The 16408-nt window shown below is 66.2% G+C and carries 14 protein-coding genes; 4 read left to right on the top strand and 10 right to left on the bottom strand.

What is annotated here, in order from left to right:
• Nucleotides 1-76 precede the first annotated feature (76 nt).
• The gene (locus AC0SZ7_RS28260; RefSeq protein ID WP_475507468.1) at nt 77-1780 is read right to left on the bottom strand and encodes an amidase; all 1704 of its coding nucleotides are present in this window, start codon (nt 1778-1780) and stop codon (nt 77-79) included.
• A 312-nt stretch (nt 1781-2092) separates the two neighbouring features.
• On the opposite strand from AC0SZ7_RS28260, the gene AC0SZ7_RS28255 reads away from it, so the two are divergent.
• Entirely contained in the window at nt 2093-3442 is a 1350-nt protein-coding gene (locus AC0SZ7_RS28255; protein WP_475507467.1) for an MFS transporter, read from the top strand.
• Between the two features lie 124 nt (nt 3443-3566).
• Here AC0SZ7_RS28255 and AC0SZ7_RS28250 read toward each other — a convergent pair whose 3' ends face one another.
• Both AC0SZ7_RS28250 and AC0SZ7_RS28245 read right to left on the bottom strand, forming a co-directional pair.
• Nucleotides 3567-3815, bottom strand: a complete 249-nt coding sequence (locus tag AC0SZ7_RS28250; RefSeq protein WP_475507514.1) for a helix-turn-helix domain-containing protein — start codon at nt 3813-3815, stop codon at nt 3567-3569.
• A gap of 102 nt (nt 3816-3917) precedes the next feature.
• Entirely contained in the window at nt 3918-5072 is a 1155-nt protein-coding gene (locus AC0SZ7_RS28245) for a cysteine desulfurase family protein (RefSeq protein WP_475507466.1), read from the bottom strand.
• A 237-nt stretch (nt 5073-5309) separates the two neighbouring features.
• Between AC0SZ7_RS28245 and AC0SZ7_RS28240 the strand changes: the two genes are divergently transcribed.
• Nucleotides 5310-5786 (top strand): nuclear transport factor 2 family protein, encoded by a 477-nt coding sequence (locus AC0SZ7_RS28240; protein ID WP_475507465.1) that lies wholly within the window; start codon nt 5310-5312, stop codon nt 5784-5786.
• On the opposite strand, the gene AC0SZ7_RS28235 is transcribed toward AC0SZ7_RS28240, so the two are convergent.
• Together AC0SZ7_RS28235 and AC0SZ7_RS28230 are read right to left on the bottom strand one after the other, a co-directional pair.
• The gene (locus tag AC0SZ7_RS28235; protein ID WP_475507464.1) at nt 5781-6938 is read right to left on the bottom strand and encodes a lactonase family protein; all 1158 of its coding nucleotides are present in this window, start codon (nt 6936-6938) and stop codon (nt 5781-5783) included. The two genes, AC0SZ7_RS28240 and AC0SZ7_RS28235, sit on opposite strands and share 6 nt — an antisense overlap.
• Before the next feature lie 124 nt (nt 6939-7062).
• Entirely contained in the window at nt 7063-8046 is a 984-nt protein-coding gene (locus AC0SZ7_RS28230; RefSeq protein WP_475507463.1) for an aldo/keto reductase, read from the bottom strand.
• 156 nt (nt 8047-8202) lie between these two features.
• On the opposite strand from AC0SZ7_RS28230, the gene aroA reads away from it, so the two are divergent.
• Nucleotides 8203-9462, top strand: a complete 1260-nt coding sequence (gene aroA, locus AC0SZ7_RS28225) for a 3-phosphoshikimate 1-carboxyvinyltransferase (protein ID WP_475507462.1) — start codon at nt 8203-8205, stop codon at nt 9460-9462.
• Nucleotides 9463-9464: 2 nt separating this feature from the next.
• On the opposite strand, the gene AC0SZ7_RS28220 is transcribed toward aroA, so the two are convergent.
• From AC0SZ7_RS28220 to AC0SZ7_RS28210, 3 genes are all read right to left on the bottom strand, one after another.
• Nucleotides 9465-9917 carry a DUF2214 family protein gene (locus tag AC0SZ7_RS28220; RefSeq protein WP_475507461.1) on the bottom strand — a complete coding sequence of 151 codons (453 nt, stop codon included), beginning with the start codon at nt 9915-9917 and terminating at the stop codon, nt 9465-9467.
• A gap of 172 nt (nt 9918-10089) precedes the next feature.
• Complete coding sequence (locus AC0SZ7_RS28215) at nt 10090-11343, bottom strand: MFS transporter (protein WP_475507460.1); 1254 nt, start codon at nt 11341-11343, stop codon at nt 10090-10092.
• A 97-nt stretch (nt 11344-11440) separates the two neighbouring features.
• Nucleotides 11441-12604, bottom strand: coding sequence for an alpha/beta hydrolase (locus AC0SZ7_RS28210; protein ID WP_475507459.1), 1164 nt, complete (start codon nt 12602-12604; stop codon nt 11441-11443).
• Nucleotides 12605-12926: 322 nt separating this feature from the next.
• Between AC0SZ7_RS28210 and AC0SZ7_RS28205 the strand changes: the two genes are divergently transcribed.
• The gene (locus AC0SZ7_RS28205) at nt 12927-13469 is read left to right on the top strand and encodes a DUF4174 domain-containing protein (RefSeq protein ID WP_475507458.1); all 543 of its coding nucleotides are present in this window, start codon (nt 12927-12929) and stop codon (nt 13467-13469) included.
• Nucleotides 13470-13545: 76 nt separating this feature from the next.
• Here AC0SZ7_RS28205 and AC0SZ7_RS28200 read toward each other — a convergent pair whose 3' ends face one another.
• Nucleotides 13546-14610, bottom strand: coding sequence for an SDR family oxidoreductase (locus AC0SZ7_RS28200; protein WP_475507457.1), 1065 nt, complete (start codon nt 14608-14610; stop codon nt 13546-13548).
• Between the two features lie 190 nt (nt 14611-14800).
• Nucleotides 14801-16252 carry a SulP family inorganic anion transporter gene (locus AC0SZ7_RS28195; RefSeq protein WP_475507456.1) on the bottom strand — a complete coding sequence of 484 codons (1452 nt, stop codon included), beginning with the start codon at nt 16250-16252 and terminating at the stop codon, nt 14801-14803.
• Nucleotides 16253-16408 lie beyond the last annotated feature (156 nt).

Here is a 16408-nt window from a genome sequence, read left to right as displayed (position 1 = left end):
TTGGTGTGGGAGCCGGCTTGCCGGCGAGCTTTTCAAGCCTGAACAACTCGCTGGCAAGCCAGCTCCCACAGGTGGGTCAACGCAACGGCGGGGTACGCGGCGGGATCTGCCGCAGGTTGCCGGTGGCCTCGAACGCCGCCGCCAGTTGCAGCAGGCTCGAATCGTCATAGGCGCGGCCGGCGAAGGTCAGGCCCGCCGGCATGCCGATGTCGGCCATCACGCCCATGGGCACGGTGACGGTCGGCACGCCAAGGTGGCGAATGGCAAGGTTGCCGTTGGCCACCCACACGCCGTTGCTCCAGGCGATGTCCGCCGAAGCCGGGTTGACGTCGGCGTCTGCCGGGCCCACGTCGGCGACGGTGGGGAACAGCACGGCGTCAAGCTTGAGGCGGTCCATCCAGTCTTCCAGGTCCAGCCGGCGCGTCTGCTCCAGGCCGCGCAGGCCGTCGGGCAGGGTGCTGATCTGGTCCCACGGGGTGATGCCGCGCTCGGCCATGCGCACGTATTCGTCCATGCCGGCGGCCAGGTCACCCTCGCGGTTGGGCAGGGTGCCCGGGTCGTGGGGGAAGATCTGCGGGCCGTCGACGTCCACCAGGCGGTTGAGCTGCGGGTCGCCGTTGGCCTGCAGGAAGTCGTCAAACGCCCAGGCGCTTAGGTCCCACAGTTCATGGTGCATGAACTCCTTGGACACCAGCCCGCGGTTGAACACGGTCGGTGCGCCAGGGCGGTCGCCCTCGCAGTTGGACACCAGCGGGAAGTCCACCTCGACCACCTCGGCACCGGCCGCTTCCAGGGCCTTGCGCGCCTGCTGCCACAGCTCGATGACGCTGTCGCGGGTGTTGATGCGCTGGCCGGTCGGGCCGCCGATGCCCGGGGCCTCGGAGGTGCCGGCTTCGTCGTCGGCATTGATGTACATGCGCGGCACGCCCAGGCGCTTGCCGGCCAGCGCGGTGCTGCTGGCGGCCAGTTCCAGGTAGGACGCCGGGCGCACCGAGGCCACGCTGGGGATCGGCACCCAGGGCTGCAGGCGCCACAGGTCACCGCGGGTGTCCGGGTCTTCGGCCACCACCACGTCCAGCACTTCCAGCAGGTCGGCCATGGTGCGCGCGTAGGGCACCACCACGTCCATGGTCGGCGTCAGCGGCCAGTTGCCGCGCACCGAGATTACCCCGCGCGACGGCGTGTAGGCGCACAGGCCGTTGTTGGAGGCAGGGCCACGGCCGCTGGACCAGGTTTCTTCGGCCAGGCCGAACGCCGAGTAGCTGGCCGCCGTGGCGGTGCCGGCGCCATTGGACGAACCCGAGGCGAACGGCGCGGTGAGAAACGCTGCGTTGTAGGGGCTTTCGGCGCGGCCATAAACGCCGCGCTGCATGCCGCCGTTGGCCATGGGCGGCATGTTGGTCTTGCCCAGGCAGATGGCGCCACCGGCGCGCAGGCGCTCGATGGTGAAGGCGTCGCGCTGGGCCACCAGTTTGGCGAAGGCCGGGCTGCCGGAGGCGGCGGTCAGGCCCTTTACCAGGTAACTGTCCTTGGCGGTGTAGGGAATGCCGTCCAGCGGGCCGAGGGTTTCCCCACGGGCGCGACGGGCATCGGAGGCACGGGCCTCTTCCAACGCCTCGGGGTTGCGCGCCACCACCGCGTTGAGCGCCGTGGCCGTGGCAGGGCCGTCGTAGGCGTCGATGCGCGCCAGGTAGGCCTGCACCAGTTCCACGGCAGTGGTCTGGCCAGATTCAAGCGCAGCACGCAGCTGGGCAATGGAAACTTCGATGACCTCGATCATGCTGCTACCGCCAATGGCTGAAGGTAAATAGAGAGGGAAATGGGGTGACTGTAACCTGGCGCGCCAGGGGTATCACTTCTCGTCGTGGAGGTGTTCATAGGGTTCTCGTTGCGTCGCCTCAGGGGACCGCGATGAATTTACCCTGTGAGCATTATATTGAACAGTCCGAAAAACATTCTTCACAGCGAATTTCGCTCGCACGGCACCTTCGGGAGGGTATTTGACACCTCCCAAATCACGTCATACGATGTCCTACAAATCCATCGTGTCGCTGTCGAATGGGTTCAATAAAAACAAAAAGGAAGCCGCAGCATGACTATCGATATCGGGCCCGCCCCCCGGGGCCGCGCCGTTCCCCCGCAAGCCGCCGCCGTCCCCCGTACCCTCACCAGCCGTTACCGCTGGACCATCTGCGCCTTGTTGTTCGTGGCCATCGGCATCAACTACATCGACCGGCAAATGATCGGCATCCTCAAGCCCACCCTGGCCGCCGAGCTGAAATGGTCGGAGAGCGACTACGCCTCTATCGTGTTCTGGTTCCAGTGCGCCTACGCCATCGGCTTCCTGACGTTTGGCCGGGTGATCGACAAGGTTGGCGTGCGCATCGGCTACGCCCTTGCCTTCACCCTGTGGACCATCGCCAGTGTCTGCCACGGCCTGGTGAATGGCGTGACGCAGTTCGCCATGGCGCGCTTTGCCCTGGGCTTCGGTGAGTCAGGCAGCTTCCCCGCCAGCCTCAAGGCCGTGTCGGAATGGTTCCCGCAGAAGGAGCGGGCCCAGGCCACCGGCATCTTCAACGCCGGCACCGCCTTCGGCCCCATCGTCACGCCATTGCTGGTGCCGGCCATCACACTCGCCTGGGGCTGGCGCGCGGCGTTCATCTCCATCGGCATCGTCACCGCCCTGTGGCTGATCGCCTGGCTGCTGATGTACCGCAGCCCGCAAGAGCACAAGCGCGTCAGCGCCTCGGAGCTTGAATACATTCAATCCGACACCGACCCTTCGCTGCCGGTGGACGCCACACCCGCCAAGTTCTCCTGGTTCAAGCTGCTGACCTTCCGCGAGACCTGGGCCTACGCCGCCGGCAAGTTTCTGACCGACCCCATCTGGTGGCTGTACCTGTTCTGGCTGCCGGACTTCCTGGGCAAGACCTACGGCCTGGACCTGAAGTCCTTCGGCCCGCCGCTGATCGCGGTGTACCTGCTGGCTGACGTGGGCTCGGTGCTGGGTGGCTGGGGCTCGTCGCGGCAGCTGAAGAACGGCCGCGGCGCCAACGCCGCGCGCAAGACCACCATGCTGATCTGCGCCCTGGCGGTCATTCCCATCGTCACCGCGCAGTTTGTCTCCAACCTGTGGCTGGTGGTGGCCATCATCGGCCTGGCGGCGGCCGCGCACCAAGCGTGGTCGGCTAACCTGATGACCCTGCCATCCGACCTGTTCCCGAAACAGGCCGTGGCCTCGGTCATCGGCATCGGCGGCACCGCCGGCGCCATGGGCGGCATGCTGATGACCACCTACAATGGCTACATCCTTGACGTGTTCAAGTCCTACCAGCCGATCTTCATCGTGGCGGGCAGCGCGTACCTGGTGGCGATCGTGGTGATTCATGTGCTGACGCCACGGTTGAAGCCTGTGGCGGCGGAGCGGTTGTTGAAGCTTTGATGAGTTAACTTGCATCAAATGCAATGCGTTTTGCAGCGTTACGCAAATATGCATTGTATTTGATGCAATTGGGGGAGTAACGCAATGCTTTTGCTCGGCTTGCAGGTGCGACCCAGACCATTGTTCAATCATGAAACCCGCAGCTCTTAAGGTCATCCAGCGTAGGGCGACGACCTCGTTTTGGTGTTGCGAGCAATTCATAGCCGAAGCCTGCAAGCAATGCTCCAACTTTGCGCAAACCAATTTCACTGAGCGTGTTGTTTTCAAGACCAGAAATTGTCGAACGGCTCATGCCGTATTTTCGGCCAAGCGCTTCCTGAGTGAGGCCACTCGCTTTGCGCAGTTGTTTGAGTGTTTGGCCGATATTGCGCAGCATATTCAAGAGCCTTTCGCAGAGAGCGTGAAAATAATGCTCCAAGTGTGAGCGAGCCGTACTGCGCTTCTAAAAGAAAAAATCAGAACGTCACCCCCGCAGTCACCACAACGGCGGCGGAGCGCTCACGGCCTGGCCAATTACCTCGATGGCGCGCTCCACGTCGGCTGCGCTGGTGTAGCGGCCCAGGCTCAGGCGCACGCTGCGCAGGGCCTGTTCGTTGCTCAGGCCCAGGGCCACCAGCACGTGCGAAGGGCCGGCGCTGGCGGAGTTGCAGGCGGAGGTGGAGGACAGTGCCAGGTCGTTGGCCAGGAGGGCGCTGTTGAAACCGGGCACGTCGATGCACAGGTTCAGGGTGTGCGGAATGCGCTGGCGTGGACAGCCGTTCAGGCTGACGCCCGGCAGTTGCAGCAGGCCGTCGCGCAGGCGCGCCGACAGGGCCTGGATGCGCTGGTGTTCTTCTTCCAGGTGGGCGCTGGCCAACGCATAGGCGCTGCCCATGCCGACGATCTGGTGGGTGGCCAGGGTGCCCGAGCGCAAGCCCTGTTCGTGGCCGCCACCGTGAATTTGCGCGCGCAGGGCAGGGCGGGCGCGTTCGCCCACGTACAGGGCGCCGATGCCCTTGGGGCCGTAGCTCTTGTGCGCCGAGATGGACAGCAGGTCCACCGGCCACTGGCCGAGGTCAATGGCCACTTTGCCGGTGCCCTGGGCGGCGTCCACGTGCATCAGCGCGCCGTGGTCACGGACGATCTGGCCGATGGCGGCGACGTCGGTGAGGGTGCCCAGTTCGTTGTTCACCAGCATCAACGACACCAGCAGGGTGTCGGCGCGCAGGGCTGCGCGCACGGCCTCTGGCTGGATCAGGCCGTGGGCATCCGGTTGCAGGCGGGTGATCGCGAAGCCCTGTTGTTCCAGTTCATTGGCCGTGTCGAGGATGGCCTTGTGTTCCAACACGCTGGTGATGATGTGCCGGCGCTCGGCGCTGGCTGCGGCGGCCACGCCTTTCAGCGCCAGGTTGTTGGATTCGGTGGCGCCGCTGGTCCACACCAGGCTGTCGGCCGGGGCGCCGATCAGTTCGCCCACCTGGCGCCGCGCCGATTCCACCGCCAGCTTGGCGCGCTGGCCGAAGGCGTGGGAGCTGGACGCCGGGTTGCCGAAGTTGCCGGCCTGGCCCAGGCACTCGACCATGGCGGCGATCACGCGGTCGTCGACGGGGGTGGTAGCGGCGTAATCGAAATACAATGGGGTGCTGGGCATTGGGGCGTCCCTTTCTTCCTGCGGGTCAGTGATGGAGAAAGCTTACGCGCTAGGGCGGGGAAAATTATTGATTTATGCGCACCAATATCCCTTTGCCGTAGAATATTTTTCGCAGTTAATCTCTGGATTTGGAATAATCGTGTGGGAGCTGGCTTGCCAGCGAGTTGTTGACGTTTTAAAAGGTCGCTGGCAAGCCAGCTCCCACAGTATCTACCCCCCTAACGCGAGGTACCTGCCATGCCTGTCGACGCCCCACGTCCACCCTTGCCGCCGTTCACCCGCGAGACCGCTGCGCTGAAAGTACGCCTGGCCGAAGACGGCTGGAACAGCCGCGACCCGCTCAAGGTCAGCCTGGCGTACACCGCTGACACCCAGTGGCGCAACCGCGCCGAGTTCGTCAACGGCCGCGAGCAGGTGCAGGCGTTCCTGACCCGCAAGTGGCAGAAAGAGTTGGAGTACCGGCTGATCAAGGAGCTGTGGGCGTTCACCGACAACCACATTGCCGTGCGCTTCGCCTATGAATGGCACGACGACTCGGGCAACTGGTTCCGTTCCTACGGCAACGAGAATTGGCAGTTCGATGAGAACGGCCTGATGGCCCTGCGTTTCGCCTGCATCAACGACCTGCCCATCGAGGCCAGCGAACGCAAGTTCCACTGGCCCCAGGGCCGCCGCCCGGACGAGCATCCGGGCCTGAGCGAGCTGGGCTTATAAACTGACGATTTCCACCCAGTTGGCGCCGTTGCCGCTGGGGTAGCGGCCGTTGAGGCTGAGGCCGCCGGTGGCCGGGTCGATGTCGAACACCGACAGCTGGGTGGATTTTTCGCCGGTGCAGATCAGGTGGCGGCTGTCGGCGGTAATGGCGAAGCCACGCGGTTGTTTCTCGGTGGCGAAGGTGCCGATCAAGCTCAGCGTGCCGTGGGCCTTGTCCACCTTGAACGCCGACAGCACGCTGCTGGTGCGCTCGCTGGTGTACAGGTAGTTGCCGTCCGGAGTGATGTGGATGTCGGCGGCCCAGATGTCCTCGCTGTTGTCGGCGTGGGCTTGCATGGCCGGCGTGGTGACGCGCGACGGGCCACGCGGGGCGCCGGGTTTCAGGCCGTAGTCGGCCGGCAGGCTGCTGCTGACCGCCACCTGGGTCAACTGGCCGCTGGTGGCGTCCAGCGCGTAGCTGATGACCTTGTCATGCAGCTCATCCAGCACATAGACGAAACGGTTGTCTGGCGCGAACACCAGGTGGCGCGGCCCCAGGCCTTCGGGCGCGGCCAGGTGGGCGGGGGTGAAGGGCGTGACCGCACCGGTGGCGCTGTCGAAGTGGTACTGCAGCACGCGCTCGCCGCCCAGGTTGGCCACCAGCAGCGTGCGGTTGGCCTTGTCGATGCGCACCGAGTGGGCGTTCTGCGCAGTGCTGAGGGTGTGCAACGGGGCGTCGGCGACCTTGGCCTGGTCGACGCGGGTGACGGTCATGATGTCGTTGTCGTAGGAGGCGCCGAACAGGTAGTGGCCGGTCTGGTCGAGGGAGATGTAGGCGTAGCTGTCCGGGGCGGGGCTTTCGCTGACCTGGGTCAGGTGGCCGTCGCCAGGGGCGATGCTGAAGGTTTGCAACCGGTACGGTTTGGAGCGCACGGCGGCGTACAGGCGGCTGCGGTCGGGGCTCACGGCCATGGGCATGACGTTGGCCCCGGCCTTGGCTACCGGGCCGGGCGTGAGCTTGCCGTTGGCGGTGTCCAGCTGGTAGGTGGAGACAGTGCCATCGGCGGCGTTGGAGACGTAGACGAAGGTAGAGGCCATGGTTACCTGACAGGACAGAGTGGCGAACAGGAAGGGAATGGCCCGGCGGGCCAGGCGTGGGAACGGGGAGGGCATTGGGCACGACTCCTTGTTATTGTGCCTTGAGGTTATCAGACGTCATACGACGCGTGTCAATATTCATTTTCCCTGGACGCGGCCTGCGGCCGCTGCTACAGGTTTCCAGCAGCGGCCGCGAGTTTCAGGTAAACCCGACCACCGCATGGGGAATATACGGCGCCTGCAGTTGCTCGATTTCCTCAGGCTCAAGCTTCAGCGCCAACGCCGCTACCGCATCATTCAAATGCTCGGGCTTCGAGGCGCCCACCAGTGGCGCGGTCACGCCTGGCGCCTGCATCACCCACGCCAGCGCCACCTGCGCGCGCGGCACGCCACGGGCAGCGGCCACCCGTGCCACGGCCTCGACAATCTGCCGGTCGCAGGCTTCAGTGTGGGGCTGGTACAGGCTTTTGCCGTAGTCGTCGGTCTCGGTGCGCGCGGTGCCCTGGTTCCAGTCACGGGTCAGGCGGCCACGGGCCAGGGGGCTCCAGGGCAGCACGGCAATGCCGGCGTCGCGGCACAGCGGCAGCATTTCGCGCTCTTCCTCGCGGTTGATCAGGTTCAGGTGGTCCTGCATCGACACAAACTTCGTCCAGCCATGGCGCTCCGAGGTGGCCAGGGCCTTGGCAAACTGCCAGGCGTGCATGGACGAGGCGCCAATGTGCAGGGCCTTGCCGGCCTTGACCACGTCGTGCAGCGCTTCCAGGGTTTCCTCGATGGGCGTGGCGTAGTCCCAGCGGTGTATCTGGTACAGGTCGACGTAGTCGGTGCCCAGGCGGCGCAGGCTGTTGTCGATCTCGGTGAAGATGGCTTTGCGTGACAGGCCGCCGACGTTGGGCGCCGCGCGCATGGGGAAGTACACCTTGGTGGCGATGACGATCTCGTCACGCTGGGCGTAGTCGCGCAGCGCCCGGCCGACGATCTCCTCGCTGGTGCCGTCGGAGTAGCTGTTGGCCGTGTCGAAGAAGTTGATGCCCAGTTCCAGCGCCTGCTTGATCAGCGGGCGGCTGCTTTGTTCGTCCAGAGTCCAGGGGTGTTTGCCGCGGTTGGGCACCCCGTAGGTCATGCAGCCCAGGGCCAGGGGGGAAACCTTGAGGCCCGTGCTGCCTAGGTTGACGGTCTTCATGCAGCGCTCCTGTGGTCGAAATGGTCCATTTTGCGCATTCAGCCTAGTCCCGGGGCGCGCCGGGGTGCAACTGCCCGCGCATAAATGGCATGATGGGAATCTTTATTGCTGGGGTTGTACCGTCGGCAAGGTTTTCGAGTGGGGAGTGTTGAACAAATGGCTGCGCAACAAACAATCACGGTGATCCCGCCTGGCTTTGCCCTGAACGGACAGGTTTCGCCACCCGGGTCGAAATCGATCACCAACCGTGCGCTGCTGCTGGCCGCCCTGGCCAAGGGCACCAGCCGCCTGGATGGCGCGCTGAAGAGCGACGATACACGGCACATGTCCAATGCCCTGCGGCAGATGGGCGTGGTCATCGACGAACCGGACGACACCACCTTCGTGGTCACCAGCAGCGGCCAGCTGCAGGTACCGGCCGAGCCGCTGTTCCTGGGCAACGCCGGCACTGCCGTGCGCTTCCTGACCGCCGCCGTGGCCACCGTCAACGGCGACGTCACCCTGGACGGCGACCACTACATGCAGAAGCGCCCCATCGGCCCGCTGCTGGCCTCGTTGCGCGCCGGCGGCGTCGACGTGCACAGCGCCACCGGCTGCCCGCCGGTGCAGGTCAAGGGCACCGGCCGCCTGCAGGCCCAGCGTTTTGAAATTGATGGCGGCTTGTCCAGCCAGTACGTCTCGGCACTGCTGATGGTGGCGGCCTGTGGCACCGCGCCCATCGACGTGGCGCTGACCGGCAAGGACATCGGCGCCCGCGGCTACGTGGACCTGACACTCGCCTGCATGCGCGCCTTCGGTGCCCAGGTGGAGCAACTGGACGACGTCACCTGGCGCGTGCAGCCCACCGGCTACGTGGCCGGTGACTATTTCATCGAACCGGATGCTTCGGCCGCCACTTACCTGTGGGCGGCCCAGGCCCTCACCGGCGGGCGTATCGACCTGGGCGTGGCCGACGATGCGTTCACCCAGCCCGATGCCAAGGCCCAGGACTACATCGCCCAGTTCCCGCACATGCCCGCGGTGATCAACGGCTCGCAGATGCAGGACGCCATTCCCACCCTGGCCGTGCTGGCCGCGTTCAACGCGACGCCGGTGCGCTTCGTGGAACTGGCCAACCTGCGCGTCAAGGAATGCGACCGCGTGGCGGCGCTGGACGATGGCCTGAACGCCATTCGCCCGGGCCTGTCGACGGTGGAGGGCGACGACTTGCTGGTGCACGCCGACCCAGCCCTGGCCGGTACCACCTGCAATGCGCTGATCGACACCCATTCCGACCACCGCATTGCCATGTGCTTTGCCCTGGCCGGCTTGAAGGTGGGCGGTATCCGCATTCAAGACCCGCTGTGCGTGGGCAAGACCTACCCGCGCTACTGGGACGCCCTGGCCTCGCTGGGCGTGACCTACACCCACGGCTGAGTTCAGAAGGTGCCGAAGCCACGCGCCATCAGCGTGGCCAGCAACGGCACCAGCACCAGCAACGCCAGTTCCAGGCGGATGACCATCGTCATCTGCCGCACACTGGCCGCGCTCATGGCCGGCGCCCTGCCGGCCTTGACCGCCGCGCGCCAACCCAGGAAGCGCATGGTGGGCAGGATCGACAACAGGCCGATCAGCACGAACAGCGCCACCTTGGCGTGAAAGAAGCCGTTGTGCAGGTAGTACGTGGGCCCCTTGGCGAACCACAGCATGCGCGCCAGCCCCGTCAGCAGCACCAGCCCTGCGACAATCCCGAACAGCATGTCCACGCGTATCAGGCTACGCGCCTGGGCCAGCGTCGGCTCGGGCTTGAGCAGCACGTGCTCCAGCGACAGCAGCGCGAACAGCGCGAATATCGACAGGTAATGCAGGTAGGCAGCGATGGCTTGGCTCATGACGGCAGCTCGGCAACGAAGACACCTTCACCGTAGCAGCTGCCGCAGGCGGCGTCCGGGCGCACCGCGTAGCCCATGACGCGGCCTGGCGGCCGCTGCTACAGAAAATCCACCACCTACCCGTAGCAGCTGCCGCAGGCTGCGTCCGGGCGCACCGCGTAGCCCCCGACGCTCAGGGCATTTCCAGCCTATGCCGAAGCCGGCCATTTTCCCAACGCACGCGCAGGCCTTTGTGTTTGATCAGGTAACGCATGGCCACCGCAGCCGCCAGCAGGCCCGAGATCGCGCCGATGCCCAGCGCCCAGCGCGGGCCGCAGACGTCCGCCACCCAGCCCACCACCGGGGCGCCCAGCGGCGTGCCGCCCACGGCGATGGCCAGCAAAATGGCCATCACCCGGCCGCGCATGGCGGGCTCGGTGGACAGCTGCACGGCGCTGTTGGCGGTGGTGGTGAAGGTTTGCGCGGAAACCCCCACCGCGGTCAGGGTCAGGCCGAACCACCAGTAGCCGGGCATCAGCGCCGCCAGCCCCGTGCCCAGGCCGAACAGCAGGGCGCCGGCCAGCAGCGCGCCCATGCGCGGCGTGGCGCGGCTGGCCGAGAGCAGCGCGCCCAGCACCGAACCCACGGCCATGCATGAGGTGAGCACGCCGTATTCGCTGGCGCCCTGGTGGAACACCGTGACCGACATGGTGGAAATGAAGATCGGGAAGTTCAGGCCGAAGGTGCCGATCAGGAAGTACATCCACAAAATCGCCAGCAGGTCGGGCCGCCGCCACACGTAGGCGAAGCCTTCGGCCAGGCCGGCGCGGCTGCTCCTGGTGCGTTCCAGCGGGCGCAGGTCGGCCACCCGTAGCCAGCGCAGTGACACCAGCACGGCGCCGAACGAGGCGGCGTTGAGCAGGAACACCCAGCCGCTGCCGATGGCGGCGATCAGCACCCCGGCCACCGCCGGGCCGATCATGCGCGCGGCGTTGAACGAGGTGGAATTGAGCGCCACGGCGTTGGACAGTTCCTTGTCGCCCACAAGCTCGGCGACGAAAGTCTGGCGGGCGGTGGAGTCGAAGGCGCTGACGCAGCCGAACAGGAAAGCGAACACGTACACGTGCCACAGTTGCACCACCCCGGTCAGAGTCAGCACCCCCAGCGCCAACGCCAGGGCGCCGGACAGCGCCTGGGTGGTCATCACCAGTCTGCGGCGGTCGAAATGGTCGGCGGCAAGGCCCGTGAAGGGCATCAGCAGCAGGTAGGGGCCGAACTGCAGGGCCATGACGATGCCCACGGCGGTGGCGCTTTCGTGGGTCAGTTGCACCAGCACCAGCCAGTCCTGCGCGGTGCGTTGCATCCAGGTGCCGATGTTGGAGATCAACGCGCCGCTGGCCCAGACGCGGTAGTTGTAGATGCGGAGCGAGCGGAAGGTGCCTTTCACAAAACCGGTTCCCGAAGACTGGAGCGAAGACAGAAAGCCGTTAGCTTCCTATCTTCGATCTTCAGTGGCCCGGCGTCAGGCTGTCAAGCGGCGTGGTTCAGTGCGCGCTGCCGGCCTTGTGTTCCAGGCGGCCCACCGGGCCCAGCCATTGGCCGGCCTGCTGGTCGAGCCATTGCTGGGCGGTGGGCGTGTGCTTGACCGTGGCGTCGAGCCAGGCGGTAGTGATGGCCGCCACGCTGGCGGCCTGGCGCCGGTCCACGCCCAGGTCCACCTGCTTGGCGCTGCCACGGCCTTCGCCGCCAGGCCCTCCGGGGCCACCCCCCTCGGGGCCGCCGCCATGGCGGCGCTCACCCTTGCCGTCGCCCGGTTTGCTGCCACCGCCTGCGTGCGGCACGGTGCCGGACAGGTCCTTGTGGCTGGCGTCCTGCAGGCGCAACTGGTAGCCGCCCTGGGTACCCAGGCCGTCGAAGAAGGCAAAGCGCTGCTGGGCGCTGGCCACCCAGCTGAAGGGGTCTTCGTCCAGCGGGCCGGTGACGCTGAGCACCGGCGTGTCGATTTGCCCGAAGCGTGCCGGGTCGGCACCAGCGGCCACGTAGGGGCTGAGGACGATGGCACCCAGCGGCCGCCATTGGCTCAGGCGCGGCTGGCCTGCGTCGCGCTCGCCGGCCAGGGCGGCGGCGGTCTGGGCGCCGAGGTCGTAACCGGCGACCACCGTGCGCTGCACGTCCACGGCGCTGAAGCCGGCTTCACCGGCCAGGCCGCGGCGGCGCACTTCGGCGAGCACGGTCACCACCTCGGCGACCCGTGCCTGCAGGGCCGGGTCGGCGTAACTGTTGGCGGCGATGCCGCGGAAGGCGCCGGCCTGGGCGTCCGGGGTTTTATAGACCGATGAGTCGTAACGGGTCGGCTGCACGGTCAGCACTGCGTAGCCGGCGTTGGCCCAGCTTTGGCGCCACAGTTGGCCGGCGCTGTCGTCTTCGCCAAGGCCGGGCAGGTAGACCACCAGCGGCACGTTCTTCTGGCCGGCAGGCACCAGCAGCGACAGGTCGACCTGGTGCGTGCCCCAGGCCCAGCGCGTGGCCCAGCCGTCGAGCTTGTTGGATTGGCCGGGGTTGTAGGCGGTCTTCAGGTATTCCTGCAGCGACACCATGCCGTCGTCATCGGCTGGCGGCGGGCTGGAGCAGGCGCCCAGCGCGGCGAGCGCAACGGCGGCGGCCAGGGGGCGGAGGAAACGGGAAAGGGTAAAAGGCAGCATTGACATAACGACTCTGCTTGAACAGGAAACGAAAGCGGCGATTATGCAGAACCCGCAGGCCAGATAGGGGGCGGGGCGGGTAAAAGCTGGGTAAATTTTTGCTACATATACGCGGGGTGGTGGATACATTGGGGCGGGGGGCAGCCGGACGCAGCCTGCGGCAGCTGCTACGTGGGCCGCGTTGTGGGGCGGTTCGGCTTGCGCGCCGGGTAGGCTCGCCTAAGCTACAGCCGAGCCTGTTGAAAAAACTTACAAATTCAACGCCATAAGCCGGACCTTTCGCCCAGTCCTGTAGTCATTAGGGCGTCAATATGAAATGGAGGTGTACATGCTCATTCGGTCTCTGGCCCTTGCTGCCCTTGTAGCGCTTGCCGGCCCCGTGCTGGCCGCCGACAGCGATTCGCCGTTGGCACAGGAGCAAGGCAAGACCCGGCCCTTGATCATCATCGCGCGCAGCTCGGTGGACCCCACCCTGGTGCATTTCCAGGACGCGCTGAAAGACTCGGCCAACAAGCAGGCGTTCGCCCAGCGCAGCCTGGTGCTGTACACCGTGGTCAACATGATCGGCCAGCGCGACGGCAAGAACCTCGACCCGCAGGCCACCATGGCGCTGATCCGCGGCCTGAGCCTGGGCGCCGGCGAGCTGCCCAAGACCATCCTGGTGGGCAAGGACGGCACCAAGAAACTTGAGAAGAGCGGCCCGGTAGAGCTCAAGGAAGTGTTCGACACCGTGGACGCCATGCCCATGGCCGAGAAGGAGGCGGCAGCGCCAGCCCCGGCTGCGCCAGCGGCAGAGCCGGGCAAGGCCGCCAAGGGCACCAAGGCGGGCAAGCCGGCGAAGGCAGCGGAGCCGCAGTCGCTGGACGATTGATGGCATGTGGGAGCTGACTTGCCAGCGAGTTTTTGACAATCAAAGGCTCGCTGGCAAGCCAGCTCCCACAACTCGTTCAGGGAATCAAGCGCTCCGCCCGCAACTGCGCGAACACATCGAAGAACGCCTGGTCACTGGCCTGGAAATCGACAAAACCCAGGCGGCGGCTCTTCGACATGTCCGTCACCACTTCCACCGGCCGCCCCAGGTCGGCATCGGTATGCCACGGCGAGATCAGCCGCTGGATATCGCTTTCCTGCAAGCCATGTTCCGCCGCCAGGGCGCTCCAGGTGGCCTGGTCATTGGCCATCTGCTCGGCCAGCGGCATGGGCTGTTCGGGAAACGGCGCGGCGTCCAGGCCGAACCATTCGGCAATGCGCCCCCACATCCAGCTCCAGCGGAACACGTCGCCATTGGTGACGTTGAACGCCTCGTTGGCGGCTGCTGGCGTGGTGGCGGCCCACAGCAGCTGGCGGGCGAGGATGCGCGCGTCGGTCATGTCGGTGAGGCTGTCCCATTGCACCCGCGAGCCGGGGAACACGAACGGCCGGCCGCTGGCCTTGCACACGCTGGCGTAGACGGCGAGGGTGGTGGCCATGTTCATGGCGTTGCCCACGGCTACGCCGGTGATGGTGTGCGGGCGGTGCACGCTCCAGGTGAAATGGTCGCGCTTGGCGGCGGCGAACACCTCGTCTTCCTGGGCGTAGTAGAAGTTTTCCACGTCCAGGCGCTCCTGGCTTTCGCGGAACGGCGTCTGCGGCAGGCTGCCCTGGCCGTAGGCCTCGAACGGGCCCAGGTAATGCTTGAGGCCGGTGACCAGCGCCACATGGCGCAGGCTGCGGGCGCTGCGCAAGGCGTCGAGCAGGTTGCGCACCATGCCGGCGTTGACGCGGATGTTCTCCGCTTCGCTGGCCTGGCGCGACCAGGTGGTGATGAACAGGTGGGTGGGCGACAGGCCGGCGAGGGCACTGGCCAGGGCGGCGGGGTCTTGCAGGTCGGCGGCAATGGGGATGATGCCCGGCGCCAGGTCCGGGTGGCGCGACAGGCCCGCCACCTTCCAGTTGGTGTTCTCGGCCAGCACGCGGGTCACCGCGCGGCCGACGATGCCACTGGCACCCACTACCAATGCAATTTCTGTCATGTCTGCCTCTGTGCAACAACAAATGTTGTTACACCTTAACGGCAGATGGCGTGCGATCCAACCCGTGCGGCCCTGGGACGCAGCCCTGTAGCAGCAACTGTCTCTGTGGGAGCTGGCTTGCCAGCGAGTTTTTAGGGCCTCAACAGCTCGCTGGCAAGCCAGCTCCCACAACAACGTCGCGTCCGGGCCTTCAACTCACCGCGACTGCAGCCCCCGCGCGCTGCAACAACTGCTGGTTACGCGCCGACAACTGCTCCAGCACAAACCCCTTGCCAGCCTTCTCATACCGCGCCGCCAGCGCTTCCAGCGCAGCAATCGCCGAGTGGTCGGCGAGGTGCAGATGGCGGCAGTCGACAACGACGTCATCCGGGTCGTTGCGCGGGTCGAACAGCGCCTGGAAGTGCGTGGTCGAGGCGAAGAACAACGTGCCGTGCGGGGTGTAGCGCTTGCGCCCGGGCTGGCTGGTGTCGGCGTCGGCGCGGATGTCCCGGGCGTGCTGCCAGGCGAACGCCAGCGCGGCAATGAGAATGCCGCACAGCACGGCAGTGGCAAGGTCGGTAAACACGGTGATCACGGTCACCGCCACGATCACCACCGCGTCCTGGCGCGGCACCTTGCCCAGCACCCGCAGCGAGCCCCAGGCGAAGGTCTGCTGGGCCACCACGAACATCACACCGGCCAGGGCTGCCAGCGGAATGCGCTCGATCAGCGGCGACAGGAACAGGATGAACAGCAGCACCATGATGCCGCTCACCACCCCCGACAGCCGCCCACGGCCGCCGGAGCTGAGGTTGATCACGGTCTGGCCGATCATGGCGCAACCGCCCATGCCGCCGAACAGCCCGGACGCCACGTTGGCCACGCCCAGCGCCACGCACTCGCGGTTGGGCTGGCCCTTGGTCTCGGTCAGCTCGTCGGTGAGGTTGAAGGTCAGCAGGGTTTCCAGCAGGCCGACCATGGCCATCAGCACCGCATAGGGCGCGATGATTTTCAGGGTCTCAAGGTTCAGCGGCACGCTGGGCCAGTGCAGGCTGGGCAGGCCGCCGGCGATGTGCGCCATGTCACTGAGGGTGCGGGTGGGCAGCCCCAGCGCATATACCAGCACGCTGACGCCGACGATTGCCACCAGCGCCGGCGGCACCGCGCGGGTCAGGCGTGGCAGCAGGTAGACGATGGCCATGGTCAGCGCCACCAGCCCCAGCATGATCGCCAGCGGCGTACCTTCCAGCCAGCTGCTGCCGACCTTGAAGTGCTCCAGTTGCGACAGCGCGATGATGATCGCCAGGCCGTTGACGAAGCCCAGCATCACCGGGTGCGGCACCATGCGGATCAGCTTGCCCAGGCGCAGCAGGCCGAACAGCACCATGATCAACCCGCCCAGCACCACGGTGGCCAGCAGGTACTGCACGCCGTGCTGCACCACCAACGCCACGATGACCACGGCCATGGAGCCGGCGGCGCCGGAGATCATCGCCGGGCGGCCGCCGAACAGCGCGGTCAGGGTGCAGATGATGAAGGCGCCATACAGCCCCATCAACGGGTTGAGTTGCGCCACCAGGGCGAAGGCGATGCACTCCGGCACCAGGGCGAACGATGACGTCAGCCCGGCCAGGACATTGCCGCGAATGGAAGACAGGGACATGGGTTTCCTTGCGTGAACAGCAAAGCCTCGCCTGAAGGGCGGGCATGTGCATGAAAGAGAATGGCGGCCATTTTAAAGAGAAATGGACCGTACCGACCACTTATTTTGACCGTCGGCAGTTGTCGTACCTCCGCCTGGATGGTTTAGACTCAGCCG

Source organism: Pseudomonas sp. JC1203 (assembly GCF_056175065.1).
The sequence above is the reverse complement of the archived record's forward strand: the minus strand, read 5'-3'. Positions and strand labels throughout refer to the sequence as shown.